Source organism: Streptomyces griseoluteus, from assembly GCF_004784465.1.
Lineage (GTDB): Bacteria > Actinomycetota > Actinomycetes > Streptomycetales > Streptomycetaceae > Streptomyces > Streptomyces griseoluteus.
The window spans coordinates 342,658-368,418 of record NZ_SRRU01000002.1 but is presented as its reverse complement, the minus strand read 5'-3'; the positions used below and the strand labels follow the sequence as shown (position 1 = coordinate 368,418).

Genomic DNA, 25,761 nt, shown 5'->3' with positions numbered 1-25,761 from the left:
CGGGCGGAGTCTGTGGCAGGGACCCGGCCGTAAACGACATCATGAGTCTTCCGACGCGCACGACACACGACCGAACGGCAGGGGATCACGTGGACACGAAGGGCGCCGGGCGGTCCCTGGCGTGGCTCGCGGCGGTGTGGGGGTCAAGCCGTGCCGTCCTGCTGCTGACCGTGTTCAAGGTGATCACCGTCGCGGGCCCGGACGTCACCTCGGACGTGTCGGTGATCTACCGCGGCTGGTACGAGGTCCTGCGTCAGGGAACGTTTCCGCTGGACGACGTGACCTGGCAGTACCCGCCCGCGGCGGCGCTGGCGGTCCTCTCCCCCGGCCTGCTGCCGTTCCTGGACTACACGGACGCCTTCTTCGTCCTGTGCTGCCTCACCGACCTCGCGGTGCTCGTCCTCCTGGTGCGCCACGGCCGGAGGCCGGGCCGCTCGCCGCGCGGGGCCTGGCTGTGGACGGCCGCCGTCCCGCTGCTCGGGCCGACGGTGTACGCCCGCTACGACGTGATGGTGACCGCCCTGGCCGTGGCCGCGCTGCTGGTGGCCGCCCGGCATCCGCGCGCCTTCGGGGTGCTGACCGCGCTCGGCGCGCTGGTGAAGGTCTGGCCTGCACTGCTGCTGACGGGGTCCTTCCGGCGCCGTCCGTGGGCGTCGGCGGCGGTGACGGCGTCGGGGCTGGCGGCCCTGTTCGCGGTCTCCATGCCGGGCGCCTTCGCCTTCCTGACCTTCCAGCGGGACCGGGGCACCGAGGTGGAGTCGCTGGGCGCGCTGGTCTTCCATGTGGCCCGGCACTTCGGCTGGGAGGGCCAGGTGCTGCTGAACTACGGCTCGATCGAGTTCCTGGGCCCGTGGGTCGGGGTGGTGAGCACGGCGGCGCTGGTGCTGACCGGGGCGGCGTTCGGCTGGCTGGTGCTGTGGCGGCTGCGGGTGGTGCGGACCGACGAACTGACCCTCCCCGAGGCCGCGTTCACGGCGGTGCTGCTGTTCACGGTGACCAGCAGGGTGATCAGCCCGCAGTACCTGGTGTGGCTGACCGGCCTGGCCGCGGTGTGCCTGACCCACCGCGCGTCCCGGATGACCGCGCCCGCGCTGATGGTGGCCGTGGCGTCCCTGGTGACGGTGCTGGAGTTCCCGCTCGGCTTCATCCACGTGGTGACGAGCGACTGGTACGGCGTGACGCTGATGGTCGTGCGCAACGGCCTGCTGGTCGCCGCCTCCCTCGCGGCGGCCCGCCGCCTGTGGCGCGCCACCGTGTCCCCGGCGCCCCTCGCGTCCGTCCCCGCCGCGGCGGACCGCGCGGACGAGTCGCCCGTCTCCCCGTGAGGCTCAGCCCAGTCGGTCCCGGACGTAGTCCTGCCACTGGGCGGTGAACTCCTCCGGGGTGGTGTCCAGCACCTGCTTCAGCGCCCCCTCCACCGCGCCCGCCCGGCGGCGGTGGGCCCCGACGGCCCGGTAGAAGACGCGCAGTTCCTCCTCGCCCCAGCGCTCGGCGATCATCCGGCAGGCCAGCCAGCCGGACTCGTAGGCGCGGGCCAGACCGGCCGGGTCACCGGTGAACCCGAAGTCCTTGTCGGCGGGGAGCGCTACGGGGACGCGCCCGTCCGCGACCGCGCGGGTCAGCTCGGGGGCGACCTCGGCGGGGGTGCGGCCGGTGCCCACGTAGCCGGTCCAGTCGGCGTATCCCTCGGAGAGCCAGAGCGGCGTGGCGGCGGTGGTCGCCGAGCGGGTGGCGACATGGGTGGTCTCGTGGGTGAGCACGACCTGTCTGCCCAGGTCACCGAGGGCCGCGTACGCCTCCGGGTTGACCACCACCCGGTCGGCGGGGGCCCGCCCGGCGCCCGGTGTCTCGGCGGTGGTGACGGCGGCGATGCCCCGGTACCGGGCGGCGGGCGAGCCGAGCAGCGCGGCCATGCCGTCCAGCGAGCGCGGCACCAGCACGACCACCCGCCGGGCCCACCGGGCGCCCCAGGCGCGGGAGACGGCCGGTACGGCGCGGTCGGCGAGCCGGGCGTAACCGCGCAGCTCGCCGGTGCTCTGGCCGGTGCCCAGCACCAGGCTGTGCGCGCCGCTGACGGCGGTGACCGGCCCCTGGTCCCAGAGCTGCTGCCCCGCGCCCTGCGCGGGCCCCTCGGCGGCGACGTACCAGCCGCCGTCCGCGGTGTGGCTCAGGGTGAGGGTGCGCCGGGCGGTGACGGGCGCGGTGTCCTGCCCGGCGACCCGGTAGCTCAGCTCGGCGTCGGCGCTGGTGCCGTCCCGGCGCAGCGAGGTGATCCGGTAGGCCCAGGAGGCCAGCGGGAGGGCCCGGAGCCGGTTGTACGGGACGCGCGTGCCGGTGGTGGCGTACGCGGCCTCGTCGTGGCCCAGCAGGGCGGTGGCCCGGCGGTCGAGCACCCGCTGCACCTCGGCGCGGGCGCCGGTGCCGGGGGTGCGGTGGCCGCATCCGGAGAACGCCGGCAGGAGCAGCAGGCAGAGTCCCGCCGCCGCTGCTCGCCACGCTCCGTCCCGGCCGGCCACCGTCCGATCGTACGGGGTGCGGGCAGGGCTCAGGGCCGGGTCACCGCGGAGACCGGGAGCATCCCGACCCGTTCGTAGCGCACCGCCGCGCCGGGGTGGGGCGCGTGGATCACCAGGCCGTCGCCGACGTACATCGCCACATGGCTGGCGTCGGAGCGGTAGATCACCAGGTCGCCGGGGCGGGCCTGGGAGAGCGGGACCCGGTGTCCGGCGTCGCGCTGGGCCTGCGAGGTGCGCGGGAGCTGGACGCCCGCCCTGGCGTACGACCACTGCATGAGGCCGGAACAGTCGAAGCCGGAGGGCCCGTTGGCGCCCCACACATAGGGCCGGCCGAGGGCGGAGCGGGCCGCGGCGAGCGCGGCGGCGGCACGGGGGTCGAGGTCACCGAGGCCGGTGAGGTCGGGGCGGCCGGAGCGGGAGGACCGGTTGTAGTCGGCGCGGTCGGCGGCGGACAGGGAGTCGAACAGGCGCCGGGCGCTGGTGAGGCGCTCCCGTACCTTCCGCTTGTGCGCGGCGACCGCCTTGCGGCTGCGCTCCAGGTCGCCGAGCTTGGCCTCCGCCTCCGCCCGCTCCTGGGCGAGGTCGCGCAACGCGACGCTCAGTTCGCGCAGTTGTCCGGCCTGACGGGTGCCGATGCGGTCGACGACGGACGCCTTGTCGAGGTAGTCCTCGGGGTCGGCGGAGAACAGGAGGGCGACCGCCGGGCCGATACCGCCGGAGCGGTACTCGGCTCCGGCCAGCGAACCGAGCTGATCCCGCAGGGAGTTGACCCGCTGCTGGGTGCGGGCGATGTGGTCCTGGGCGTCGCGGACCTCGCGGCGCAGCCTGTCCGCGCGTTCGTCGGCCCGGTCGTAGTCCTCGGTGGCACGCTCGGCCTGGGCGTAGAGCCGGTCCAGTTCGGCGCGGGCGCCGTCGCGGGGCGCCGCGTGTGCGGCGGGTACGGCGCCGAGGGCGGCGGCCGCGGCCGACAGCACGCACAGGGCGGCTGCGCCCCGGTCGCATCCGGATGTTGCGGGACGGCGATGGGACGCCACGGCGGTCCTTCCCCTGGACGACGGGAACCGTCCCCCGGCGCGCGGACGGGCGGGGGCCCTCGGCGCCGGGGAAACGCGGCAGACAGTAGCCGCAGCGGCACCCACCGGCCAACGACCGCCGTGCGCCCACACGGTGACGCCCCGGCGCCGACGCAGGTCAGCGGCGGGGCGCCAGGGGTCGCGCGGTGCCGTGATTCGCCCGTTCGGGCGGGTGGGGCGAGGGTGTCAGACGCGCACGCCGAACATGAAGGGGCCGCCGATGGTGCTCATGGACTCGTAGCGGACGACCGTGCCGGTGCGCGGGGCGTGCAGGACCTGGCCGTTGCCCGCGTAGAGACCGACGTGGTGGATGTCGTTGAAGAAGAAGACGAGGTCGCCGACCTGGAGGTCGCTCGTGGAGTAGATCCGGGTGCCGATGTTGGCCTGCGCCTCGGAGGTGCGCGGGATGGAGACACCGGCCTGGGCGTAGGCCCAGGAGGTCAGACCCGAGCAGTCGTACGAGGAGGGACCGGTGGCGCCGTAGACGTACGGGGTGCCGATCTTGCTCTGGGCGGCGGAGAACGCGGCTCCGGCGCGGCCCGAGGCGGGGACGGCGTGGCCGAGCTGGACGCGCTCGCTGGAGGAGCGGTCGGCGCGCTGCTGTTCGGCGGCGAGCGCCTGCTTCTCCTTGGCGGTCAGGGTGTTGAGCAGGCGCTGCGCCTCGCCCAGCTTGCCCTGGACCTCCTTCTTCTTCTTGCCCAGCTCGGTGCGGGTGGAGGCGAGGTCCTTGAGCTTCTCGGTGGCCTCGGCGCGCTGCTGGGCGAGTTCGCGCTGCTTGTCCTGGATCTTCTTCAGCGCCTCGACCTGCTGACCGCTCAACTGGTCGAGCGTGGACGCCTTGTCGAGGTAGTCGTCCGGGTCCGCGGAGAGGAAGAGCTGGACCGAGGGGTCGATGCCGCCGCTGCGGTACTGGGCGGTGGCGAGCGAACCGAGGCCGTCGCGCAGCTTGTTGAGGTCCTGCTGGCCGCGGGCGACGTTGTCCTGGATCGTGGAGATCTCCTTCTGGAGCTTCTCCTGCTTCTCCTTGGCGCCGTTGTACTTCTCGGTGGCCTGCTCGGCCTGCTCGTAGAGCTTGTCGACCTGCGCCTTGACCTCGGTCTTGCCCGGCTTCTCGCTCGGGGCTGCGTTGGCCGCGTTCGCGCTCAGCGCGACGGCGGCGGCCGCCGCGGTGGTGAGCACGGTGACACGCGTGCGGCTCGGCTGCTTGGGTCGACGATGGGACGCCACTGAGGACGAACTCCTTCTTGTGAGTGATCACCCGCTCGGAGGTTCGAACCGACCCTAGTGACCCGGTTGTGATCAGTTCAAATCCTCACAGCAAAAAATCCAGTCCCTCGCTGCATATTTTGCACTCAACGCACCGGGCGTGACAGCGGGTTGACTTTCCGTCGTCCACAGAAGCCCTCAATTGGGGCAGGTCACGTGTCCGTTGGGCGTTCAGGACAGTCGCTTGAGAAGTACCGCAGAGGCCACCGGGCGCGCCCCGGCGCGTGCGACGCCGTCCGCCACCTCGCGGTCGGTGGAGGCCACGATGACCGGCCGGCCCGGCGGCTCGGCGCGCACGAGCTGGCGGATCAGCTCGTCCGCCGTCACGCCCGGCTTGGAGAACAGCACCCGTACGCCGCGCGGCGGCGCGAGCAGTACCGGGGCGACCAGTTCGGCGCCGTCGAAGACACAGGTGACCTCGGCGCCGGTCTGCGCGGCGAGCGCGGAGAGCTGGCCGAGCAGTCTGAGCCGCTGCTTCTCCAGCGGCATCTGCGGATAGCCGGTCTTGGTGACGTTGTAGCCGTCGACCACCAGATGGGCCTGCGGCAGCGCCAGCAACTGGTCGAGGATGGCCGGGTCGTGCTCGGACAGGGCGCGGGCGGCGATGTCCTTCGGCGTCATCCGGCCCGGCTCGACGGCGTCCACGGTCTCCGCCGGGCGCACCGACACCGGGGGCAGGGCGAGTTCGCGGCGCAGCCCCTGGGCCGCCTCCAGGACGGTGTCGAGCAGCAGCCGTACCCGCATGTCCTCCACGCTGCGGCCCTCGCGGACCGCACGGCGGGTCGCCTCCAGCGCGGCCTCCGACTCACCCAGGCGGGTCCTGAGCCGGCGGGACTCGCTCTCGGCGGCGGAGAGGGCCGCCTGGCCCTCGGCCCGCGCGGACTCGGTCTCGGCGCGCTCCTTGCGCAGCGCGGCCTCCCCGCGCTTGACGTCGCTCAGGGCCGAGCGCAGCTTGCGGTGCAGCGCGTCGGCCTCCTTCCTGGCCGCGTCCAGTTCGGCGCGCAGCCGGGCGGTCTCGGCGCGGGTGTGCTCGCGGGCCCGCTCCAGCTCCTCGCGGAGCTTCTCCAGCTCGGCGCGGCTCTCCTCGTCCACGCGCTCGGCGTCCGCGCGCTGGGCCTCCTCGCCGGCCGCCGCGACCAGCTTGGCCCAGCCGGGCGGGCGCAGCACATAGGCGGCGGCCGCGACGTCGAGGGGGTCGGCGGCCGGGGGCGGTGAGCCCGCCTCCAGCGCGCCGCACAGCTCGGGCTGGGTCTCCTTGTAGCGCTCGGCGATCCGCTGCCGGAAGAGGCGTTCGGTCTCCAGCGCGGCGGCCATCGCGTTCCCGGCGAACTTGGCCCGCCGGGTCGGTGTGAACCGGGCGTACTGGCGCAGGGGGGCGGGCAGTTCGGCCATGGTGAGGGCGCCGAAGGCGTCCGAGACGATTCCCACGACCCGGCGGCGCACGCCGTCGGGCAGCGGACGGTCAAGCACCTCGGCGGTGCCGTCCTCCGGCCCCCCGCCCGCGGTCTCCACCATCCTTCACACCCCAATGCCCGACATGCCCGATATCTGTCCGATCCCGCGCGGACCGCCCCGCCCTCAGGAGGCGGCGCCCGGCCTGTCCACGAGTTCCACCTGGTCCACCGCGTTGCACCAGCGGCAGCGGACCGACTCGATGGTCTCACTGACCACCTCGCGTTCCTCGACCGTCGGCTCCCCGGCCAGGTCGAGGTGGACGTACTCGACGGTCTTGGCGGAACGGGTCACGTCGAACCGGGTGAGGTTGCCGCACAGGGTGCAGCGCCAGCGTGTCGTGGCGGTCGGCGGAGGAACCGTCATGGCGCAGCTCGCTTCCTTCTCGTCGCGTCTGGCGGACTGAACGCGCCGGAACCCCGGCGCGTGTGGCCGTAACCCTACGGCCTGCCGGGTGTTCGCCGCCCGCCTGTCCGAAGCGGCGAGGCGGTCTGTACCACTGCGTCCGGTTACGTCATGCTCTGTATTCATGATCAGAGAGTGGAGCACGACCGCCGCCCGGACCGTCAGGGCGGTCCGGGGTACCCCGGCGCCGCTGACATACGGCCTCATCGCCCTGTGCTGCCTGATCTTCCTGCTGGGTCCGGCCTCCGGCTTCGCCCACACGTACGGCACCGGGAACGCGCTGCTCGCGGCGCAGCGGGCGTACTTCCGGCACTGGGGGGTGATCCCGGCCGGACTCCTCGCGGAGCCGGTCCGCGAGGCGCTCACCCCGGTGACCGCGCTGTTCGTGCACGGGGGCTGGGTACATCTGCTCGGCAACATGCTGTTCCTCTTCGTCTTCGGCGTGCTCACCGAGGAACGGATGGGCCGCGTCGAGTTCGCCCTCTTCTACGTCGGCTGCGGCTACCTCGCCCTGCTCGGGTACGCGCTGGCCAACGCGGACTCCGAGCAGTCCCTGGTCGGCGCCTCGGGGGCCGTCTCCGCGGTCCTCGGCGCCTTCCTCCACCTCTTTCCGCGGGCCCGTGTCACCAGTCTCCTCCCGTTCCTCTTCTTCCTCCCCCTGCGCTTCCCGGCCTGGGTGGTGCTGCCCTTCTGGGCGGGCCTGCAGTGGTACGCCGCGGGCCGCGCGCCCGAGGGTCCCGGCGTCGCCTACCTCGCCCATGTGATCGGCTTCTGCCTGGGCTTCGGCTACGCCTGGCTCAGGTACGGGCGGAAGCAGGGCGAGAAGGACGGGCCGGGCGAGGCTAGAGTTGGGCCCGCCCCGGCTACGGCGTCCAAGGGAGAGAACCAGCCGTGATCACCGCGATCGTCCTGATCAAGACCAGCGTGGACCGGATTCCGGAGATCGCCGAACAGATCGCCGCGCTGGAGAGCGTGAGCGAGGTCTTCTCCGTCACCGGCACCTACGACCTGATCGCCATGGTCCGCGTGGCCCGCCACGAGGACCTCGCCGAGGTCATCCCCGGCCGCATCAGCAAGATCCAGGGCGTGGAGGGCACCGACACCCACGTCGCCTTCCGCACCTACTCCCAGCACGACCTGGAAGCGGCCTTCGCCATCGGCCTCGACAGCTAGGGGGTCGGCCGCGCGGTCCCGCTCGGCGCCGCCGGGGTCCCGCCCGCGGCGGCCGTCCGGCCGGGCCCTGTGTCCCACCGGGCGCCGGGGCAGCCCGTCGGAGTCCGGCCGCTGCCGGATGACCGGGCCGCCGCCAGGCCGACGGCGGCTTCTGGGTATCGGCCAGGCCGCCGTTCCTCTCCCCCGTCGAGCCGACGCCGGCCGACGGGGTCGAGCCTCCGGGCCGCCCGGCCCCGGCTCAGCTCTCCGGGACGCAGCGGCCGTTCTCCGTGCGGTAGGTCCAGCGGGCGCCCCTGGTGACCAGTTCACGGACCGCTGTCACGAAGCGGGTCACGTGCTCGTCCGGGGTGCCCGCGCCGAAGCTGACGCGGACGGCGTTCAGGGTGCCGGTGCCGCAGCCGGCCTGCCCGGCGGCGCCGGTGCCGAGCAGGGCGTGCACCAGGGGGTGGGCGCAGAAGAGGCCGTCGCGGACACCGATGCCGTACTCGGCTGAGAGCGCGGCGGCGAGGTGGGAGCTGTTCCAGCCCTCCACCACGAAGGACAGCACGCCCACGCGCGGGGCGTCGTCGCCGAACAGCGAGAGCACCCGCACCCCGGGCACCTCGGCGAGGCCCGAGCGGAGCAGCCCGAGCAGGTGCCGCTCACGGGCGGCCAGCACCTCGGGGCCGGCCTCGGCGAGCGCCCGGCAGGCCGAGGCGATCGAGTAGGCGCCGATGACATTGGGGGAACCCGCCTCGTGCCGGGCGGCGCCCTCGTGCCACTCCACCGCCACCGAGCCGTCGGCCCGCCGGGCCACCGTGCGGCTGGCGCCGCCGCCCGCGAGGTACGGCTCGGCGGCGGAGAGCCAGTCGGCCCGCCCGGCCAGCACCCCGGAGCCGAAGGGCGCGTACAGCTTGTGCCCGGAGAACGCGATCCAGTCGACGTCCAGCTCGCGCACGCTCACCGCCTGGTGCGGCACCAGCTGGGCGGCGTCCAGCACGATCCGCGCCCCGAAGGCGTGCGCGGCGGCCGTCAGTTCCCGCACCGGCCACACCTCGCCGGTGACATTGGAGGCACCGGTGACGCAGACCAGGGCGGGGCGCGCGGTGTCCCGGCCGACGAGGGCCCGCTCCAGCGTGCGCACGGCCGCCCCGGGACTGTGCGGGGCGTCCAGGAAGGTCACGTCGGCCTTGCGCCAGGGCAGCAGCGCGGCGTGGTGCTCGGTCTCGAAGACGTACACCTCGCACCCGGCGGGAAGCGCGCGGGCCAGCAGGTTCAGGGAGTCCGTGGTGGACCGGGTGAAGACCACCTGGTCGTCGTCCCGGCAGTGGAGGAACTCCGCGACCGTGCGGCGGGCGTTCTCGAACAGCTCGGTGGAGAGCTGCGAGAGGTGCCCGGCGCCCCGGTGCACGCTGCCGTAGTAGGGGGCGTAGGCGGCGACGTCGTCCCAGACCCGCTGGAGCGCGGGGGCGCTGGCGGCGTAGTCGAGCGCGGCGTAGCCGGCCTCTCCCCCGGTGACGAGCGGCACGCGGACGTCCCGGCCGAGCACCGGCAGTGGGGCGGGGACGACGTCGGTGGCGGCGGGGGCGGGGGCGAAGGCGGTGGAGACGGACATGGCTGAACTCCCGTGAGGCAGGCCGGAGTCACCGCGCGCAGGGCATGCGGACGCGGCACCGGAGGAAGGGTGAAAGGGGGTGTGCGGAGGCGGGGCTCGGCGGCCCTAGCGCATTCGCTTGCTCACGGAAAAAGGCTCCCTCGTACGACCAGGACCCCTGGTTCTCGAGGGGTCCGCGCTTGCCGTAGACCTTCTGGGCTACGGCCTGGTCCTCACCCGGAGCACCCCGCCACGGACGGAGGGTTGCCGGACAGCCGGCCGGGGCCGCATGGCTGTCGCTCATGACCTGATCAGGAAGCTAGCCGGACGGAGCACGTGGCGCAACCGCCGTCCGGATGCCGGAACGCCGGCGCGGCGGGGAGCAACCGCTCCCCGCCGCGCCGGAAGAAGGACTCCTACCGGTTGCTGGCGGCCACCCACCGCTCCAGCGTGCGCGCCGCCGCCCCGGAGTCGATGGACTCGGCCGCTCTCGCCATGCCCGCCCGGAGCTGGTCCGCCAGCGGCTCCTCCGTCGGGTCCAGCGCGACCAGCGCCGCCGCCGAGTTCAGCAGCACCGCTTCCCGCACCGGTCCCCGCTCGCCCTCCAGCACCTGGCGGGCCACCATCGCGTTGTACGCCGGGTCGCCGCCGCGCAGCGCGTCCACCGGCACCAGCTCGATGCCGACGTCACGCGGGTCGAAGACCTCCTCGGTGACCTTGCCGTCGCGCACGATCCACACCCGCGAGGGCGAGGTGGTGGTCAGCTCGTCCAGCCCGTCCTCGCCCCGGAAGACCAGCGAGGAGTTCCCGCGCTCGGCGAAGACGCCCGCGACGATCGGCGCCATATCCAGGTTGGCCACGCCCACCGCCTGGGACCGCACCCGCGCCGGGTTGGTCAGCGGACCGATCACATTGAAGACCGTACGGATGCCGAGCTGGCCGCGGGCGGCGCCGACATGACGCAGCGCGGGGTGGAACTTGACCGCGAAGCAGAAGGTGATCCCCGCCTCCTCCGCGACCTCGGCCACCCGCTGGGGCGTCAGCTCCAGGTTCACCCCGAGCCGCTCCAGCACGTCCGAGGAACCGGACGCGGAGGACGCGGCCCGGTTGCCGTGCTTGATGACCTTCGCGCCGGTGCCCGCGACCACGATGGAGGACATCGTGGAGATGTTCACCGTCTTGGCGCCGTCCCCGCCGGTGCCGACGATGTCGACGGTCCGGCCGGGCACCTCGATCACATTGGCGTGGTCGTACATCGCCCGGACGATCCCGGTGATCTCCTCGACCGTCTCGCCCTTGGCCCGCAGCGCCACCAGGAAGCCCGCGATCTGGGCGTCCGTGGCCTCGCCGCGCATGATCCGGTTCATCGCCCAGGCGGTGGCGTCGGCACTCTGGTCCCGGCCCTCCAGCAGGGCGTTGAGTACCTCGGGCCAGGAACGGCCCGCCGCGGTGTCGCCTCCAGCGGGGGTCACAGCGCTCATCAGCCGCTCCTGGGTGTGTGAGAGAAAAACAGGTGTTCCGGGGCACGCGGGGTGCCCGCTCCCACCCTATCCAGCCGGGACAGGGCGAAGGGCCCCGCCGGTGTTCCGGACGGGGCCCTTCGGCCGTGGCGTGGCGACGCGCGCGGGGATCAGTGGTGGCCGTGGCCGCTCGTGATCTCCTTGTACTCGTCGACGGTCGGCTTGGGGATCTGGTTGTCCTTGCCGTAGTAGGCGTTGGACAGCTTGACCCGGAGCCGCTCGGTGGGCTTCACCTTGCGCTCGACCCCGTTCTCGTCGACCGTGGGGCCGATCTCGGCGGGCTCGTACTGGTGGTGGGCCGTCAGGGTGTGGAGCTGCTCCTGGCTGAGCGGCTCGTGCACCTCGATGAACTCACCGTGCGGCAGGCGCTTGATGATGCCGGTCTCGCGGCCGTGCAGCACCTTCTCCTTGTCCCGGCGCTGGAGGCCGAGGCAGATCCGCTTGGTGGCGATGAACGCGATCACCGGTCCGGCGAAGAAGAAGATCCGGACGAACCAGGTGACCTGGTTGATCGACAGGTGGAAGTGGGTGGCCCACAGGTCGTTGCCGCCGCCGACCAGACCGATCATGTACACCGTGACCCAGGCGACGCCGAACGCGGTACGCGTCGGGGCGTTGCGCGGGCGGTCCAGGATGTGGTGCTCACGCTTGTCACCGGTGACCCAGGACTCGATGAAGGGGTAGACCGCGATGGCCATCAGCACGACACCGAACAGGACCAGCGGGATGAACACGCCCAGGACCAGCGTGTGGCCCCAGAAATTGACCTCCCAGCCGGGCATGTAGCGGACCAGACCCTCGGCGAAGCCCATGTACCAGTCGGGCTGGGCGCCGGTGGAGACCTGGTCGGGCCGGTACGGGCCCATCGCCCAGATCGGGTTGATCTGCGTGATGGCCGCGATGACCGCGATGACACCGAAGACCAGGAAGAAGAAGCCTCCGGCCTTGGCCATGTACACCGGCAGCAGCGGCATGCCGACGACGTTGGTCTCCTTCTTCCCCGGACCCGCGAACTGCGTGTGCTTGTGGTAGAAGACCAGGATCAGGTGCGCCACCACCAAGCCGAGCATGATGCCCGGCAGCAGCAGGATGTGGATCGAGTAGAACCGGGCCACGAAGTCGTGGCCGGGGAACTGCCCGCCGAAGAGGAAGAACGAGATGTACGTGCCGACGATCGGCATGGACAGGATCGCGCCCTCGGTGAAGCGCACACCGGTGCCGGAGAGCAGGTCGTCCGGGAGCGAGTAACCGGTGAAACCGGTGAACATGCCGAGGACGAACAGCAGGAAGCCGAACAGCCAGTTGACCTCACGCGGCTTGCGGAACGCGCCGGTGAAGAACACGCGCATCATGTGCACGAACATGCCCGCGAGGAAGATCAGCGCGGCCCAGTGGTGGATCTGCCGGATGAGCAGACCACCGCGCACATCGAAGGAGATGTGCAGGGTCGAGTTGAACGCCTCCGACATCAGCTGTCCCTGGAGCGGGACGTAGCTGCCGTGGTACTCCACCTCGTTCATCGACGGGTGGAAGAACAGCGTCAGGTACACACCGGTCAGGATGATGATGAGGAAGCTGTACAGGCAGACTTCGCCCAGCATGAACGACCAGTGGTCCGGGAAGACCTTGCGCATGTTGGCCTTGGCCAGGGAGTAGATCCCCAGCCGGCCGTCCGCCCAGTCGGCGACGCGCTCGCCGGCCGGCGCCTTCCCGCGCGAGCGGGGGGCTTCGTTCGCTTCAGTACTCATCCGCGCTCCCAGAATGCAGGACCGACGGGCTCCGCGAAGTCGCCGAGCGCCTCGAGGTAGCCCTCGTCGTTCACACCGATGCGGAGCTGCGGCAGGGCGTGACCGGCGGGGCCGAAGATCACTCGGGCACCGTCGGAGAGGTCGAAGGTGGACTGGTGGCACGGGCAGAGCACGTGGTGCGTCTGCTGCTCGTACAGGGAGATCGGGCAGCCCACGTGGGTGCAGATCTTAGAGAACGCGACGATGCCCTCGTGGGACCAGGCCAGTTCCTGCTTGTCCTTGATGTCCTCCGGCAGGAGCCGGACGATCATCAGGGCGGCCTTGGCGATCTCGTTCTGGAAGTCCTCGTCCGTCTCCTCCAGGCCCTCGGGCTTGGCGAAGGTCAGCGAGCCGACGGCCACGTCCTCGGGACGCAGCGGCTCGTTGGTGTTGACGTTGACGAGGAGCTTGCCCTTCGCCCACAGCGTGTGGCGGAGCGAGCTGTGCGGCAGCGGACCGAGGTCGCGCAGCAGCATGACGCCGGAGAGCGGCACCAGGGCCAGCGCGCCGAACATCGTGTTGCGGATCAGCTTGCGACGGCCGATGCCGGACTCGGCGGCTCCCTGGTGGAAGTCCTCGAAGACCTGGGCGCGGGTGGCGGGGTCCGCCGCGATCGGGTGGCGCTCGGCCACCATCTCGACGTCGGACATCAGGGTGCGCGCCCAGTGGACGGCGCCCGCGCCGATGCAGAACAGCGCCACACCGAGGGTCAGGCCCAGCGCGAAGTTGAGCGCGCTGATGTGACCGATCGGGAAGACGAAGATCGACTTGTCGTGCGGGATCGTCACGTACGACGCGATGAAGCCGAGGGTGGCCAGCATCGAGATCGTGAACAGCAGGGCGACCGCGCGCTCGGACCGCTTGGCGGCCCGCTCGTCGATGTCCTGCGCACGGTGCTCGTGCGGCGGCATGCCCGGGTCGGCGAACGGCGTCTCTTCGTCCGCGACGCTCACCGAGCCGTGCGGGTGGTCCTGCGCGGCGGGCAGGTTCTCTTCTGGAATGTCTTGGCTACTCATGACTTCTTGGCCTTTGCGGTCCGAGCGGCGACCCAGACGGCGACCGCGATCAGCGCGCCGAGGCCGAAGATCCAGGCGAACAGGCCCTCACTGACCGGGCCGAGTCCGCCCAGCTCAAGGCCGCCGGGGTTCTCGGTCTCGCTGCTGTTGACCGCGTTCAGGTACGCGATGATGTCCTTCTTGTTCTTCTCCGTCATGGTGGTGTCGGGGAAGGACGGCATGTTCTGCGGGCCGGTCTGCATGGCCTCGTAGATGTGCTTGGGCGCGACGTCCTCGAGGCTCGGCGCGTACTTGCCCTTGGTCAGGGCACCACCCTTGCCGGTGAAGTTGTGGCACTGCGCGCAGTTGGTGCGGAACAGCTCGCCACCCTTGGCGATGTCCGCGCCTTCCTTGGAGTACTGCTCCTTGGTCGGCACGTTCGGGCCGGCGCCCAGCGACGCGACGTACGCGGCGAGCTGGTCGATCTGGGCCTGGGTGTAGATCGGCTTCTTGGCCGGGATCTGAGCCATCTGCGAGCTGGAGGCGGGCATCCGGCCGGTGCCGACCTGGAAGTCGACCGCGGCGGCGCCGACGCCGACCAGGCTCGGGCCGTCGGAGGAGCCCTGGCCACCGGTGCCGTGGCAGCTTGCGCAGCCGACCTCGTAGAGCTTCTGGCCCTCCTTGATGGTCAGGGACTGGGAGGTTTCATCGGCCTGCGCCTTGCCCGCGGGCGCGAACGCGGCGTACAGCCCCCCAGTGGCCGCCAGCGCGAGGAGTAGGACGACGACCGCCGCCAGCGGATGGCGTCGTCGTGCGGAGAGCTTTTTCACGGATTACCCCGGTGTCAGGATCTTCTGCGTCGGTGCTTCTGGATGTGCGGGTCTTGCCCGCTACTTGATCAAGTAGATCGTGGCGAAGAGGCCGATCCAGACCACATCGACGAAGTGCCAGTAGTAGGACACGACGATGGCGGCGGTCGCCTGCTCGTGAGTGAACCTCTTGGCCGCGTAGGTGCGGCCGAGGACCAGCAGGAAGGCGATGAGTCCGCCCGTCACGTGCAGGCCGTGGAAGCCGGTGGTCAGGTAGAACACGGAGCCGTAGACGTCGGAGGACAGCGAGATGCCGTCCTTCTTCACCAGTTCCGTGTACTCGAAGATCTGTCCGCCGATGAAGATCGCACCCATCACGAAGGTGACGATGAACCATCCGCGGAGCTTCTTCACGTCCCCGCGCTCGGCGGCGAACACGCCGAGCTGGCAGGTCAGGGAGGAGAGCACCAGGATCGTGGTGTTCGTCGCGGAGAAGGGCACATTCAGCGCGTGCGCCATCTCCTTCCAGTGATCCAGTCCGGTCACCGATCGAGCGGTGAAGTACATCGCGAAGAGGGCCGCGAAGAACATCAGCTCGGAACTCAGCCAAATGATGGTTCCGACGCTGGTGAGGTTCGGCCGGTTGACCGACGGGTGCGCGTGCCCGGTATCTACTGTCGTTGCTGTCGCCACGACCGACATTATGTCGGTCGCTTATCTCGCCCTCACTCCGGGGGTGCCGTTCGGAGTGTCTTCGCCTGTCGTACCGGTGTTGACGTGCTGTCCGGGGGAGTAGCATCCGGCCCACAATGGCCTGTCCGCAAGACGCCGACGTCTCGGAGGAAGCATGCAGCCGACCGCCACCGTGCTGGTGTACAGCGACGACTCCAACACCCGCGAACAGGTACGGCTCGCCGCCGGACGCCGGCCGGCCCCGGACGTGCCGCTGGTGGAGTTCGTCGAGTGCGCCACGCCCGAGGCCGTGGTGCGCGAGGTGGACCGGGGCGGCATCGACGTCTGCGTGCTGGACGGCGAGGCGGTGCCCATGGGCGGCATGGGGGTCTGCCGGCAGATCAAGGACGAAGTCTTCGGCGCTCCGCCGGTGTTGCTGCTCATGGGCCGTCCCCAGGACGCCTGGCTGGCGACCTGGAGCCGGGCCGACGCGGCGGTGACGCTGCCGGTCGACCCGATGGAGTTCGCGGAGGCGCTGGCCTCCCTGCTGCGCCGCAAGCGCCTCCAGAACGCCTAGAACGGCCCGCTGGAGGGGTGCGGGGACCCGCCCGGCTCCCGCACCCCGGAGCCTCATGCGGCGGCGGGGCGCAGGCGTACGGAGTCCCTGGACGCGGAGCCGTTCTGGGCGGCCCCGGTGAGGGCGCTGCCGGTGCCCCACTTCTTCCAGTCCACGTTCCAGTCGCCGAAGCCGTTGCCGAAGTCCTCCATGGCATGGCCGTTGGAGTTGACGACCTTCACGATGTCGCCGACGCGGACGTGGTCGAAGAACCACTCGGCGTTCCCGGTGCTCATGCCGGTGCAGCCGTGACTGACGTTGGCGGAGCCCTGTGAGCCGACCGACCAGGGCGCGGCGTGCACGTACTCACCCGACCAGGTGACGCGAGTGGCGTAGTACACCGGCAGGTCGTACGAGTCGGAGCTGCCCTCGGCGATGCCGACGGTGGTTCCGCGCATCCGTACCAAGTACTGCTTCTCCAGGACCACCTTGACGCCGTTGCGGGTCTCGAAGCCGGGCTTGCCGGTGGTGATCGGGATGGTGTTGATCGCCTCACCGTTCTTGTAGAACGTGAGCTGGTGGGTGGCGGCGTCGGTGATGGCCTCCACCTTGTCCCCGATGGTGATCTTCAGGTCTTTGCTCTTGCCACCGCGCAGCCGGTCGGTGATCTTGATCCCGTCGAGGTTGCTGTGCACCTTGACGGTGGCGTGGGCGGGCCAGTACTCCTTGGGCCGGTAGTGGAGTTCCTTGTCGCTGACCCAGTACCAGGCACCCTGCACGGCGGGGACGGAGTCCACCCGCAGCCCGCTCTCCACCACGGCCCGCTGGGCCTTGTCCTTGACCGGCTGGTCGAGGTTGGCGGTGATGGGCTGTCCGACGCCGTACTCCCCCGCCTCGGGCCCGAAGGTGAGACCCAGGCTCTTCTTGCTCGCCGTCTTTCTGGTGGCGAAGTTGAGGACCTTGCGGCCGGGGGCGCCGTCCTCGTCCTCGGTGCTCACGCGGACCGTGTAGTGGGCGTCGGCGGCCAGCGGGGAGGTGCTGTGCCAGCGTCCACCGTCGGCGGCGAGTTCGCCCGCCACATAGCGGCCTGTGGCGTCCATGGCGGTGACGTCGGTGATCCGGCCCTCGCCGCTCTTGAGCGTGACCTCGAGGGGCTTGTCCGGATCGACCTGCTTCGCCTTGTCGGTGGGGGCGTTGAAGACGATCTGGTCGGCCGCGTCGTACGGCCTGGACGACAGGGCATTGCCGTCCGAACCGCAGCCGGTGACGCCCGCGCCGAGGGCGGCCACCAGCATGGCGGAGCTGACCACGGTGCGGGTCCGCGGAGTCTGATTCATACGATCACGCTATGAGATGAGGGCCTCACTGGCTCGGCACGTAACCCGTACGAGGGACGGACCACTGCGGCAAAGGGAGGAGCCCGGACCCTCCTGATGGAGTGTCCGGGCTCCCGCCGGGTCCTGCGCTGTGCTGCCGGGTCCTACTGGGTGCGGTTCTCACCGCGGTAGTACTCGAACACCCAGCCGAAGAGGCCGATGGCGATCAGGGGTGCCGAGAAGTACAGCAGCCACCAGCCGACCGCGATGCCCAGGAAGGCCAGCGCACCGCCGACCGCCAGGGACAGCGGCTGCCAGCTGTGCGGGCTGAAGAAGCCCAGCTCGCCCGCGCCGTCCGCGACGTCGGCCTCCTTGTCGTCCTGCGCGCCCGCGTCGACCCGCCGGGCGGTGAAGCCCAGGTAGAAGCCGATCATGATGCACAGGCCGAAGGCCAGGAAGAGCGCCGTGGTGCCGGCCGGCTCCTTCGACCACACGCCGTACACGACGGCCATGACCAGGACGAAGATGCTCAGCCAGAAGAACATCCGACCTTGGATCTTCACTTGCCGGCCTCCTTGCTGCCCGCGATGGCGGCGCCGTGACCGGCGTGCTCAAGCTGCTCCAGCGCGGCGATCTCGGGGTGGTGCAGGTCGAACGCCGGGGATTCGCTGCGAATCCGCGGCAGGGTGAGGAAGTTGTGGCGCGGCGGCGGGCAGGAGGTCGCCCACTCCAGCGAACGGCCGTAGCCCCACGGGTCGTCCACCTCGACCGGCTTGCCGTACTTGGCGGTCTTCCACACGTTGTAGAGGAACGGCAGGATCGACAGGCCGAGCAGGAACGAGGCGATCGTCGAGACCGTGTTCAGCGCGGTGAAGCCGTCGGCCGCCAGGTAGTCGGCGTAGCGGCGGGGCATGCCCTCGGCGCCCAGCCAGTGCTGGACCAGGAAGGTGCCGTGGAAGCCGATGAACAGCGTCCAGAAGGTGATCTTGCCGAGCCGCTCGTCCAGCATCTTGCCGGTGAACTTCGGCCACCAGAAGTGGAAGCCGGCGAACATCGCGAACACCACGGTGCCGAACACCACGTAGTGGAAGTGCGCCACCACGAAGTACGAGTCCGAGACGTGGAAGTCCAGCGGCGGCGAGGCCAGGATGACACCGGTCAGACCACCGAAGACGAAGGTGATCAGGAAGCCGGTCGTCCAGAGCATCGGTGTCTCGAAGGACAGCGAGCCCTTCCACATCGTGCCGATCCAGTTGAAGAACTTCACACCGGTCGGGACCGCGATGAGGAACGTCATGAAGGAGAAGAACGGCAGCAGCACACCGCCGGTGACGTACATGTGGTGCGCCCACACGGTCACGGACAGACCGGCGATGCCGATCGTGGCCGCGATGAGGCCCATGTAGCCGAACATCGGCTTGCGCGAGAACACCGGGATGATCTCGGAGATGATGCCGAAGAACGGCAGCGCGATGATGTACACCTCTGGATGGCCGAAGAACCAGAAGAGGTGTTGCCACAGCAGCGCCCCGCCATTGGCGGCGTCGAAGATATGGGCCCCGAACTTGCGGTCCGCCTCCAGGGCGAACAGCGCGGCGGCCAGCACCGGGAAGGCCAGCAGGACCAGCACACCGGTCAGCAGCACGTTCCACACGAAGATCGGCATGCGGAACATCGTCATGCCCGGAGCGCGCATGCAGATGATCGTGGTGATGAAGTTGACCGAGCCGAGGATCGTGCCGAAGCCGGAGAAGGCCAGACCCATGATCCACATGTCGGCGCCGACACCCGGCGAACGGACCGCGTCCGACAGCGGGGAGTAGGCGAACCAGCCGAAGTCGGCCGCGCCCTGCGGGGTGAGGAAGCCACCCACGGCGATGGTCGAGCCGAACAGGTAGAGCCAGTAGGCGAACATGTTCAGCCGCGGGAACGCCACGTCGGGCGCGCCGATCTGCAGCGGCATGATCCAGTTGGCGAAACCGGCGAACAGCGGCGTCGCGAACATCAGCAGCATCACGGTGCCGTGCATCGTGAACGCCTGGTTGAACTGCTCGTTGGAGATGATCTGCATGCCCGGGCGCGCCAGCTCGGCACGCATGAGCAGCGCCATCACGCCACCGATGAGGAAGAACGCGAACGACGTCGCCAGATACAGCGTGCCGATCGTCTTGTGGTCAGTGGTCGTCAGCCACTTGATCACGACGTTGCCGGGCTGCTTGCGCCGGATCAACAACTCGTTGTCGTTCGAGTCCTCGGTCGCGCCGGCACCCTGGGGTTCATTGAGGATGCTCACAGGTTGTTCGTCTCCCGGTTCTTCTCGTGGCTCGTCTGCGCGATGCCGGCGGGAATGTAACCGGTCTGCCCCTTCTTGGCGAGGTCCTTGAGGTGCTGCTCGTACCGCTCGGGGGAGACGACCTTCACGTTGAACAGCATCCGGGAGTGGTCGACGCCGCAGAGCTCCGCGCACTTGCCCAGGAAGGTGCCCTCCTTGTTGGGGGTCACCTGGAAGGCATTGGTGTGGCCCGGAATGACGTCCTGCTTCATCAGGAAGGGCACGACCCAGAAGTCGTGGATGACGTCACGCGAGGTCAGCACGAAGCGGACCGTCTTGCCCTTGGGCAGCCACAGCGTCGGGCCGGGGTTGCCGGTCTGCGGGTTCCGCGTACCCGGCGTACCGACGTCGTAGACGCCACCGGCGTTGGCCGGGAACTGGTCCACGAACCGCGTGGGGATGGCCGCGAGGTTCGGGTCCTTCTTGGCGTCACCGGTGGAACCCGGCACGTTCTCGATGTAGTTGAAGCCCCAGCTCCACTGGAAGCCGACCACGTTGACCGTGACGTCCGGCTTCTTCTCCAGGCTGAGGAGCTTCGATTCGTCCCGCGCGGTGAAGTAGAAGAGCACCGAGACGATGATGATCGGAACCACCGTGTACAGCGCCTCGATGGGCATGTTGTACCGCGTCTGCGGCGGAACCTCGACCTTGGTGCGGCTGCGCCGGTGGAACATGGCGCTCCACAGGATCAGGCCCCACACCAGCACGCCGGTAGCGAGCGCGGCCGCCCACGAGCCCTGCCACAGGGAGAGGATGCGGGGAGCCTCTTCCGTGGTCGGGGTGGGCATGCCAAGGCGGGGGAAGTCCTTGTATGTGCAACCGGTCGCGGTCGCAAGGACCAGGCCCGCGGTCAGTGCCTGGAGCAGCTTCCGCCGCGTCGCGCGCCGCGGCTTGGGGGTACCGCCCACGCCTTTCGGGCGAAGGGGGAGGTCGGAGCCGTTGGGACTCACGTAGCGCCTTCCCGAGAGTCTCGCCCGCGCGGTCGGCTGCGGCCTTCTCGCTGGTCGGTCGCCGCCCTGCGTCGGGCAGGGGTTTGGATGTTTATGCGGACCAAACCCTAGCCGACGGTCTCCGACGGTTCGCGGGGAGGGGGGCATACGCGTCGTCGGGTCGTTCTGAGGGGTGTTGCTGGGGGGCCAATCGCCGTTGTTGTTCCGGTTTGGGGTTTTGTGCGGCGCCGCTTGGGCTGGGCGCGCCCCGCGGCGGAGCCGCACATGGACACAGCGCCGCGCCCCTCGAGGTGGGGACACGTGACGCTCGTTCTAACGTGGGCCTGTGGCTTTCTTCGATGTGGCTTCCGGGGCCCCGCTTCATCCTGTGGCGCGGCAGGCGTTGTTGGCGTCTCTGGACGAGGGGTGGGCCGATCCGGGGCGGTTGTACCGGGAGGGGCGGCGGGCGCGGCTGCTGCTGGACGCGGCCCGGGAGGCGGCGGCCGAGGCGGTGGGGTGCCGGGCGGACGAGGTGGTGTTCACGTCGTCCGGGACGCGGGCCGTGCACGACGGTGTGGCCGGGGCGTTGGCCGGGCGGCGGCGCGTCGGACGTCACCTGATCGTGTCAGCGGTCGAACATTCCTCGGTCCTCCATTCGGCGGACGCGTTCGAGGCCGGGGGCGGTGCTGTCACCCGAGTGGGCGTCAGCCGGGCGGGGGCGGTGGACCCGTCGGCGTACGCGGAGGCGCTGCGTACGGACACCGCGCTGGCGTGTCTGCAGTCGGCCAACCACGAGGTGGGCACCGTGCAGCCGGTGGCCGAGGTGGCCGGGGCCTGCCGGGCGGCCGGGGTGCCGCTGCTGGTGGACGCGGCCCAGTCGCTGGGCTGGGGCCCGGTGCCCGAGGGCTGGTCGCTGCTGACGGCCAGCGCGCACAAGTGGGGCGGCCCCTCGGGCGTGGGTCTGCTGGTGGTGCGCAAGGGTGTGCGCTTCGCGGCCCAGGGGCCGGGCGAGGAACGGGAGTCGGGGCGCGTCTCCGGCTTCGGGAACATCCCGGCGATCGTGGCCTCCGTGGCCGCGCTGCGGGCGGTACGGGCCGAGGCCGACGCCGAGGCGGTACGGCTGCGGGAGCTGACCGAGCGGATCCGGGCGCGGGTGCCGCGGCTGGTGCCGGACGTGGAGGTGGTGGGCGATCCGGAGCGGCGGCTGCCGGGGATCGTCACGTTCTCCTGCCTCTATGTCGACGGCGAGGTGCTGCTGACCGAGCTGGACCGGGCCGGCTTCTCCGTCTCCTCCGGCTCCTCCTGCACCAGCGGCACCCTGACCCCGAGCCATGTGCTCAAGGCGATGGGCGTACTGAGCGAGGGCAACGTCCGCGTGTCGCTTCCGTCGGGCGTGGCGTCGGAGGAGGTCGACCGTTTCCTGGAGGTGCTGCCGGGCGTGGTGGCGGGAGTCCGCTCCCAGCTCGGCGCTCCGGAGCCCCGGGTGGAGGAACGCGCGGCGGAGCTGGTGGTCGACTCCCTCGGCAAACGCTGCCCGATCCCGGTGATCGAACTGGCCAAGGTGTTCCCCGACGTCCCCCTGGGCGGCACGGTCCGCGTCCTCTCGGACGACGAGGCGGCCCGCCTGGACATCCCGGCGTGGTGCGAGATGCGGGGGCAGGAGTACGTGGGCGAGGAGGAAGCGGAGCGGGGAACGGCGTACATCGTCCGCCGGGTGAGCCAGTCGGAGGGGCCGAGGTGACCAGGGGCGTGGGGCTGTAGTGAATTCGCGGCTCCGCCCCGTGGGCGCGGCCGGCCCGAACGGGCCCGCGGCGCACCACGGACCCGTCGAGGCACAGACGTCAGCTCAGGTGCTCACGAACCTCGGCCGCCGCGTCCTCGCCGTACGCCTTGGTGAACCGGTCCATGAAGTGCGCCCGCCGGAGCTGGTACTCCTGCGTGCCCACGGTCTCGATGACGAGAGTCGCCAGCATGCACCCGACCTGAGCCGCCCGCTCCAGCGAGACCCCCCAGGCGAGCCCGGACAGGAACCCGGCGCGGAAGGCGTCGCCCACACCCGTGGGGTCGGCCTTGCGCTCCTCGTCCGGGCACCCGACCTCGATCGGGTCCTCACCGACCCGCTCGATCCGCACGCCCCGCGAGCCGAGCGTGGTCACCCGGTGCCCGACCTTCGCGAGAATCTGCTCATCGCTCCAGCCGGTCTTGGACTCGATGAGCCCCTTCTCGTACTCGTTGGAGAACAGGTAGGTCGCGCCGTCCAGCAGGATCCGGATCTCCTCGCCCTCCATACGGGCGATCTGCTGGGAGAAGTCCGCGGCGAACGGGATCGCGCGGGACCGGCACTCCTCGGTGTGCCGGAGCATCCCCTCCGGGTCGTCCGCGCCGATCAGCACGAGGTCCAGCCCGCCGACCCGGTCCGCGACCGTCTTCAGCTCGATCAGCCGGGCCTCGCTCATGGCGCCGGTGTAGAAGGAGCCGATCTGGTTGTGGTCGGAGTCGGTGGTGCACACGAAACGGGCCGTGTGCAGGGTCTCCGAGATACGGACCGACTCGGTGTCCACGCCATGGCGGTCGAGCCAGGAGCGGTACTCGTCGAAGTCGAAGCCCGCGGCGCCGACGAGGATCGGCCGGGTGCCGAGCTGGCCCATGCCGAAGGCGATGTTGGCGCCCACTCCGCCCCGGCGCACGTCCAGGTTGTCGACGAGGAAGGAGAGCGAGACCGTGTGCAGTTGGTCCGCTACGAACTGGTCGGCGAAGCGGCCGGGGAAGGTCATGAGGTGGTCGGTGGCGATGGAGCCGGTGACTGCGATGCGCACGGCAGGCGTTCTCCTGGCGGGAGGGGGAGCTGACAGTTCACGCTACCCGTAATCGGGCAGCCGCTGAAGCGGGGAAAACTACCCGATAGTAGATCTTTCTTCACCGGCCCTGCCGTGCCTACGGTGCGCTCATGACGAACCTCAGGCCCGACGACCTCGAAGTGGACCTTCCCGCGCTGCGCGGCGACTGTGCCCGTATGGCCCCCCACTGGGCCCCGCCCGAGCACCCGGCCACCCGCCCGGTCCCGCCCTCGCTGATCCACGGGGTCCGGGTGCCGGCCCGCTCGGCACGGCTGGTGGACGCGATGTCCGACTACGGCGACTGAGCCGGCCCTCGCCGGGGCGCACGGAAGGGAACCGTGCGCTCCCCCCGCGCGTCCCACCGCCGTCCCCCGCGCGGGAGACGCGGGGCACGAGCAGCGAGGAGCGATGCGGTGACCAAGGAGCGACCCGAGAACCCGGACCAGGCGGAGGCCGAGCCGGAGCCTTCGCCGGAGCAGGCATCGGCGTCGGCGTCGGTGTCGGCGGAGGAGCCCGCCGCGACCTCGGAGACCGGCGAGCCCGCTGAGCCCGCCGCGACCTCGGAGACTGCCGAGCCCGCTGAGACCGCCGAGGCCGCTAAGACCCGGACGGGTGAGGAACCCCCTCCTGCCCCCGCCGGGCGCCCCCGTACCGCCGCGATCGTCGCCTCTGTCGCCGCCGCCGTCCTGCTCGTCGGCGGCGGAGGCGCCTGGCTGGCCTCCGGAGCCGGGTCCGACGGCAAGCAGGCCGGGGCCGGGAGCAAGGGCGCTCCCCCGCCGCTCGCCCTGGACAGCAAGCCCGGCACCGGCGCCCCCGGCATCGCCGTCGGCGAACCCGACCCGAACGGCCACGTGCACTACGTCATCAAGGGCGACCTCCCCGACGGCCCCCGCTCCGCCCCCGTCCACCTGGCCGGGGACAAGGCCGGCAAGGACGAAGTCGCCCGCCTGGCCGAGGCGTTGGGGATCGACGGCAGGCCCGTGGCCGACGGCAACGGCTGGCGGGCCGGAGAGCGGGAGGGCGGGCCGGTCCTGCGGGTCACCGGCGCCGACTGGTCGTACACGCGCTACGCGCCCGGCACCGACAACTGCCGCAAGGTCACCGTCTGTGCGCAGGACCCCGCCGCCCCGGCGGACGAGCCGGTCGGCACGGCGGAGGCGGAGCGGGTGGCGCGGCCGGTGCTGAAGGCGCTGGGGCAGGACGACGCGAAGCTCGACGCGAGCCAGGTGATGGGCGGCCGCCGGGTGGTGAACGCCGACCCGGTGGTGGACGGTCTGCCCACCTACGGCTGGACGACCGGTCTGACCGTGGACGAGAAGGGCGACATCGTCGGCGGCCACGGCATGCTGGCGCGGCTCACGAAGGGCGACACGTATCCCGTGCTGGGCGCGGCCGACACGGTGAAGCTGATGAACGAGCAGCCCGCCGGGGGCCACCGGATGGGCATCGGCGGGTGTGCGAGCCCGGTGCCGCTGAAGGACCGCCTTGAGCAGCCGTGCGGAGCGTCCAGCGGCTCCCCCGCCGCACCGAAGAACGATGCGGTGACGGTCGAGAAGGCGGTGTTCGGGCTCGCCGCGCAGCCGGTGGACGGCCGCCAGGCCCTCGTACCGTCCTGGCTGTTCGAGGTGCGCGGCTCGGCGGCCCGCGGCACCTTCACTGTGGCGCATCCGGCGGTCGACCCGGAGTACCTCGCCTCCCCCGCCCCTTCGGCCGGGGCGCCGAAGGAGCGAGGGGTGACGGTGGAGGGCTACCGCGCCGAGGGCCGGAAGCTGACCGTGCGCTTCCTGGGCGGGGTGTGCGCCGAGTACCGCGTGGCCGCGCGGGAGAGCGCGGGCCGGGTGACGGTCACGGTCACCGAGAAGCGCCGGCCGGGCAACTGCATCGCGATCGGCAAGGAGTACACCCGGACCGTCTCCCTGGCCGCCCCCCTCGGGGACCGCGCGGTGGTCGGCGCCGACGGCGACCGGGTGCCGGAGGCGGAGCAGAGCCCGCTGTCCCGCTGACACCTCCGCACACGACTACGGCGGCGGCCCCTCACCAGGAGGAGCCGCCGCCGTCGTGTCACGACTGTGGGGCCGGTTTTAGCTGAAGGAGTCGCCGCAGGCGCAGGAGCCCGTCGCGTTCGGGTTGTCGATCGTGAAGCCCTGCTTCTCGATCGTGTCCACGAAGTCGATCGTGGCGCCGCCCAGGTAGGGGGCGCTCATGCGGTCGGTGACGACCTTGACGCCGTCGAAGTCCTTCACGACGTCGCCGTCGAGCGAGCGCTCGTCGAAGAAGAGCTGGTAGCGCAGACCGGAGCAGCCGCCGGGCTGGACGGCCACCCGAAGGGCGAGGTCGTCCCGGCCTTCCTGGTCGAGGAGCGCCTTGACCTTGGCCGCGGCGGCGTCGGTCACGATGATGCCGTCGGTGACGGTGCTGGTCTCGTCCGATACGGACATCTACATCTCTCCCAAGTTGTACGGAGACTGCTTTCCGACCAGTGCAACCGGCGCGCCGGCCGATTCATTCCGGGCCGGGCGGACGGTCTGGCCGCGTTTCGCTCTTCCTTCA

Annotated in this window: 24 protein-coding genes and 1 riboswitch; of the genes, 7 read left to right on the top strand and 17 right to left on the bottom strand. The window is 71.0% G+C overall.

Going from position 1 to position 25,761, the window contains the following annotated elements:
* Positions 1-89 precede the first annotated feature (89 nt).
* Complete coding sequence (locus E5082_RS07130; RefSeq protein WP_135790418.1) at positions 90-1,325, top strand: glycosyltransferase family 87 protein; 1,236 nt, start codon at positions 90-92, stop codon at positions 1,323-1,325.
* Positions 1,326-1,328: 3 nt separating this feature from the next.
* Here E5082_RS07130 and E5082_RS07125 read toward each other — a convergent pair whose 3' ends face one another.
* From E5082_RS07125 to E5082_RS07105, 5 genes are all read right to left on the bottom strand, one after another.
* The gene (locus E5082_RS07125) at positions 1,329-2,516 is read right to left on the bottom strand and encodes a hypothetical protein (protein ID WP_135790417.1); all 1,188 of its coding nucleotides are present in this window, start codon (positions 2,514-2,516) and stop codon (positions 1,329-1,331) included.
* 29 nt (positions 2,517-2,545) lie between these two features.
* Entirely contained in the window at positions 2,546-3,550 is a 1,005-nt protein-coding gene (locus E5082_RS07120) for a C40 family peptidase (RefSeq protein WP_190045176.1), read from the bottom strand.
* A 225-nt stretch (positions 3,551-3,775) separates the two neighbouring features.
* On the bottom strand, positions 3,776-4,816 hold the full coding sequence (locus E5082_RS07115; protein WP_135790416.1) for a C40 family peptidase: 1,041 nt from the start codon (positions 4,814-4,816) through the stop codon (positions 3,776-3,778).
* 210 nt (positions 4,817-5,026) lie between these two features.
* The gene (locus E5082_RS07110) at positions 5,027-6,370 is read right to left on the bottom strand and encodes an NYN domain-containing protein (RefSeq protein WP_135790415.1); all 1,344 of its coding nucleotides are present in this window, start codon (positions 6,368-6,370) and stop codon (positions 5,027-5,029) included.
* Positions 6,371-6,433: 63 nt separating this feature from the next.
* Positions 6,434-6,673 carry a hypothetical protein gene (locus tag E5082_RS07105; RefSeq protein WP_086695420.1) on the bottom strand — a complete coding sequence of 80 codons (240 nt, stop codon included), beginning with the start codon at positions 6,671-6,673 and terminating at the stop codon, positions 6,434-6,436.
* 163 nt (positions 6,674-6,836) lie between these two features.
* Between E5082_RS07105 and E5082_RS07100 the strand changes: the two genes are divergently transcribed.
* Positions 6,837-7,607 carry a rhomboid family intramembrane serine protease gene (locus tag E5082_RS07100; RefSeq protein WP_135790414.1) on the top strand — a complete coding sequence of 257 codons (771 nt, stop codon included), beginning with the start codon at positions 6,837-6,839 and terminating at the stop codon, positions 7,605-7,607.
* Complete coding sequence (locus E5082_RS07095) at positions 7,604-7,885, top strand: Lrp/AsnC family transcriptional regulator (RefSeq protein WP_031179902.1); 282 nt, start codon at positions 7,604-7,606, stop codon at positions 7,883-7,885. The genes E5082_RS07100 and E5082_RS07095 overlap by 4 nt, the downstream gene beginning before the upstream one ends.
* Before the next feature lie 238 nt (positions 7,886-8,123).
* On the opposite strand, the gene E5082_RS07090 is transcribed toward E5082_RS07095, so the two are convergent.
* The 6 genes from E5082_RS07090 to ctaE form a co-directional block, all read right to left on the bottom strand.
* A complete protein-coding gene (locus E5082_RS07090; RefSeq protein ID WP_135790413.1) occupies positions 8,124-9,479 on the bottom strand; it encodes an aminotransferase class V-fold PLP-dependent enzyme in 1,356 nt (451 codons plus the stop codon).
* Positions 9,480-9,649: 170 nt separating this feature from the next.
* Positions 9,650-9,766: riboswitch (SAM riboswitch) on the bottom strand.
* Positions 9,767-9,874: 108 nt separating this feature from the next.
* A complete protein-coding gene (trpD, locus tag E5082_RS07085) occupies positions 9,875-10,939 on the bottom strand; it encodes an anthranilate phosphoribosyltransferase (RefSeq protein WP_135790412.1) in 1,065 nt (354 codons plus the stop codon).
* 149 nt (positions 10,940-11,088) lie between these two features.
* Positions 11,089-12,726: a cytochrome bc1 complex cytochrome b subunit gene (gene qcrB / locus E5082_RS07080; protein WP_135790411.1), complete on the bottom strand. Its 1,638-nt coding sequence runs from the start codon at positions 12,724-12,726 to the stop codon at positions 11,089-11,091.
* A complete protein-coding gene (gene qcrA, locus E5082_RS07075) occupies positions 12,723-13,781 on the bottom strand; it encodes a cytochrome bc1 complex Rieske iron-sulfur subunit (RefSeq protein WP_135790410.1) in 1,059 nt (352 codons plus the stop codon). Before qcrA ends, qcrB begins: the two co-directional genes overlap by 4 nt.
* Complete coding sequence (qcrC, locus tag E5082_RS07070) at positions 13,778-14,590, bottom strand: cytochrome bc1 complex diheme cytochrome c subunit (RefSeq protein WP_135790409.1); 813 nt, start codon at positions 14,588-14,590, stop codon at positions 13,778-13,780. Before qcrC ends, qcrA begins: the two co-directional genes overlap by 4 nt.
* Before the next feature lie 60 nt (positions 14,591-14,650).
* Positions 14,651-15,271, bottom strand: coding sequence for an aa3-type cytochrome oxidase subunit III (gene ctaE / locus E5082_RS07065; RefSeq protein ID WP_030810341.1), 621 nt, complete (start codon positions 15,269-15,271; stop codon positions 14,651-14,653).
* A 145-nt stretch (positions 15,272-15,416) separates the two neighbouring features.
* Between ctaE and E5082_RS07060 the strand changes: the two genes are divergently transcribed.
* Positions 15,417-15,818 carry a response regulator gene (locus E5082_RS07060; RefSeq protein ID WP_030810343.1) on the top strand — a complete coding sequence of 134 codons (402 nt, stop codon included), beginning with the start codon at positions 15,417-15,419 and terminating at the stop codon, positions 15,816-15,818.
* Between the two features lie 53 nt (positions 15,819-15,871).
* On the opposite strand, the gene E5082_RS07055 is transcribed toward E5082_RS07060, so the two are convergent.
* The 4 genes from E5082_RS07055 to ctaC form a co-directional block, all read right to left on the bottom strand.
* The gene (locus E5082_RS07055; protein ID WP_135790408.1) at positions 15,872-17,134 is read right to left on the bottom strand and encodes a L,D-transpeptidase; all 1,263 of its coding nucleotides are present in this window, start codon (positions 17,132-17,134) and stop codon (positions 15,872-15,874) included.
* 143 nt (positions 17,135-17,277) lie between these two features.
* Positions 17,278-17,676: a cytochrome c oxidase subunit 4 gene (locus tag E5082_RS07050; protein ID WP_135790407.1), complete on the bottom strand. Its 399-nt coding sequence runs from the start codon at positions 17,674-17,676 to the stop codon at positions 17,278-17,280.
* Positions 17,673-19,406: an aa3-type cytochrome oxidase subunit I gene (gene ctaD / locus E5082_RS07045; RefSeq protein ID WP_135790406.1), complete on the bottom strand. Its 1,734-nt coding sequence runs from the start codon at positions 19,404-19,406 to the stop codon at positions 17,673-17,675. Before ctaD ends, E5082_RS07050 begins: the two co-directional genes overlap by 4 nt.
* Positions 19,403-20,395, bottom strand: a complete 993-nt coding sequence (gene ctaC / locus E5082_RS07040; RefSeq protein WP_373309983.1) for an aa3-type cytochrome oxidase subunit II — start codon at positions 20,393-20,395, stop codon at positions 19,403-19,405. Before ctaC ends, ctaD begins: the two co-directional genes overlap by 4 nt.
* A gap of 325 nt (positions 20,396-20,720) precedes the next feature.
* On the opposite strand from ctaC, the gene E5082_RS07035 reads away from it, so the two are divergent.
* On the top strand, positions 20,721-22,115 hold the full coding sequence (locus E5082_RS07035; protein WP_135790405.1) for a cysteine desulfurase/sulfurtransferase TusA family protein: 1,395 nt from the start codon (positions 20,721-20,723) through the stop codon (positions 22,113-22,115).
* Positions 22,116-22,215: 100 nt separating this feature from the next.
* Here E5082_RS07035 and E5082_RS07030 read toward each other — a convergent pair whose 3' ends face one another.
* Complete coding sequence (locus E5082_RS07030; protein WP_135790404.1) at positions 22,216-23,190, bottom strand: carbohydrate kinase family protein; 975 nt, start codon at positions 23,188-23,190, stop codon at positions 22,216-22,218.
* A gap of 131 nt (positions 23,191-23,321) precedes the next feature.
* Between E5082_RS07030 and E5082_RS07025 the strand changes: the two genes are divergently transcribed.
* Positions 23,322-23,516, top strand: a complete 195-nt coding sequence (locus E5082_RS07025; RefSeq protein WP_135790403.1) for a hypothetical protein — start codon at positions 23,322-23,324, stop codon at positions 23,514-23,516.
* 108 nt (positions 23,517-23,624) lie between these two features.
* A complete protein-coding gene (locus tag E5082_RS07020; protein ID WP_135790402.1) occupies positions 23,625-25,214 on the top strand; it encodes a hypothetical protein in 1,590 nt (529 codons plus the stop codon).
* Between the two features lie 78 nt (positions 25,215-25,292).
* On the opposite strand, the gene erpA is transcribed toward E5082_RS07020, so the two are convergent.
* Entirely contained in the window at positions 25,293-25,649 is a 357-nt protein-coding gene (gene erpA, locus E5082_RS07015; RefSeq protein ID WP_030807593.1) for an iron-sulfur cluster insertion protein ErpA, read from the bottom strand.
* Positions 25,650-25,761: the final 112 nt, after the last annotated feature.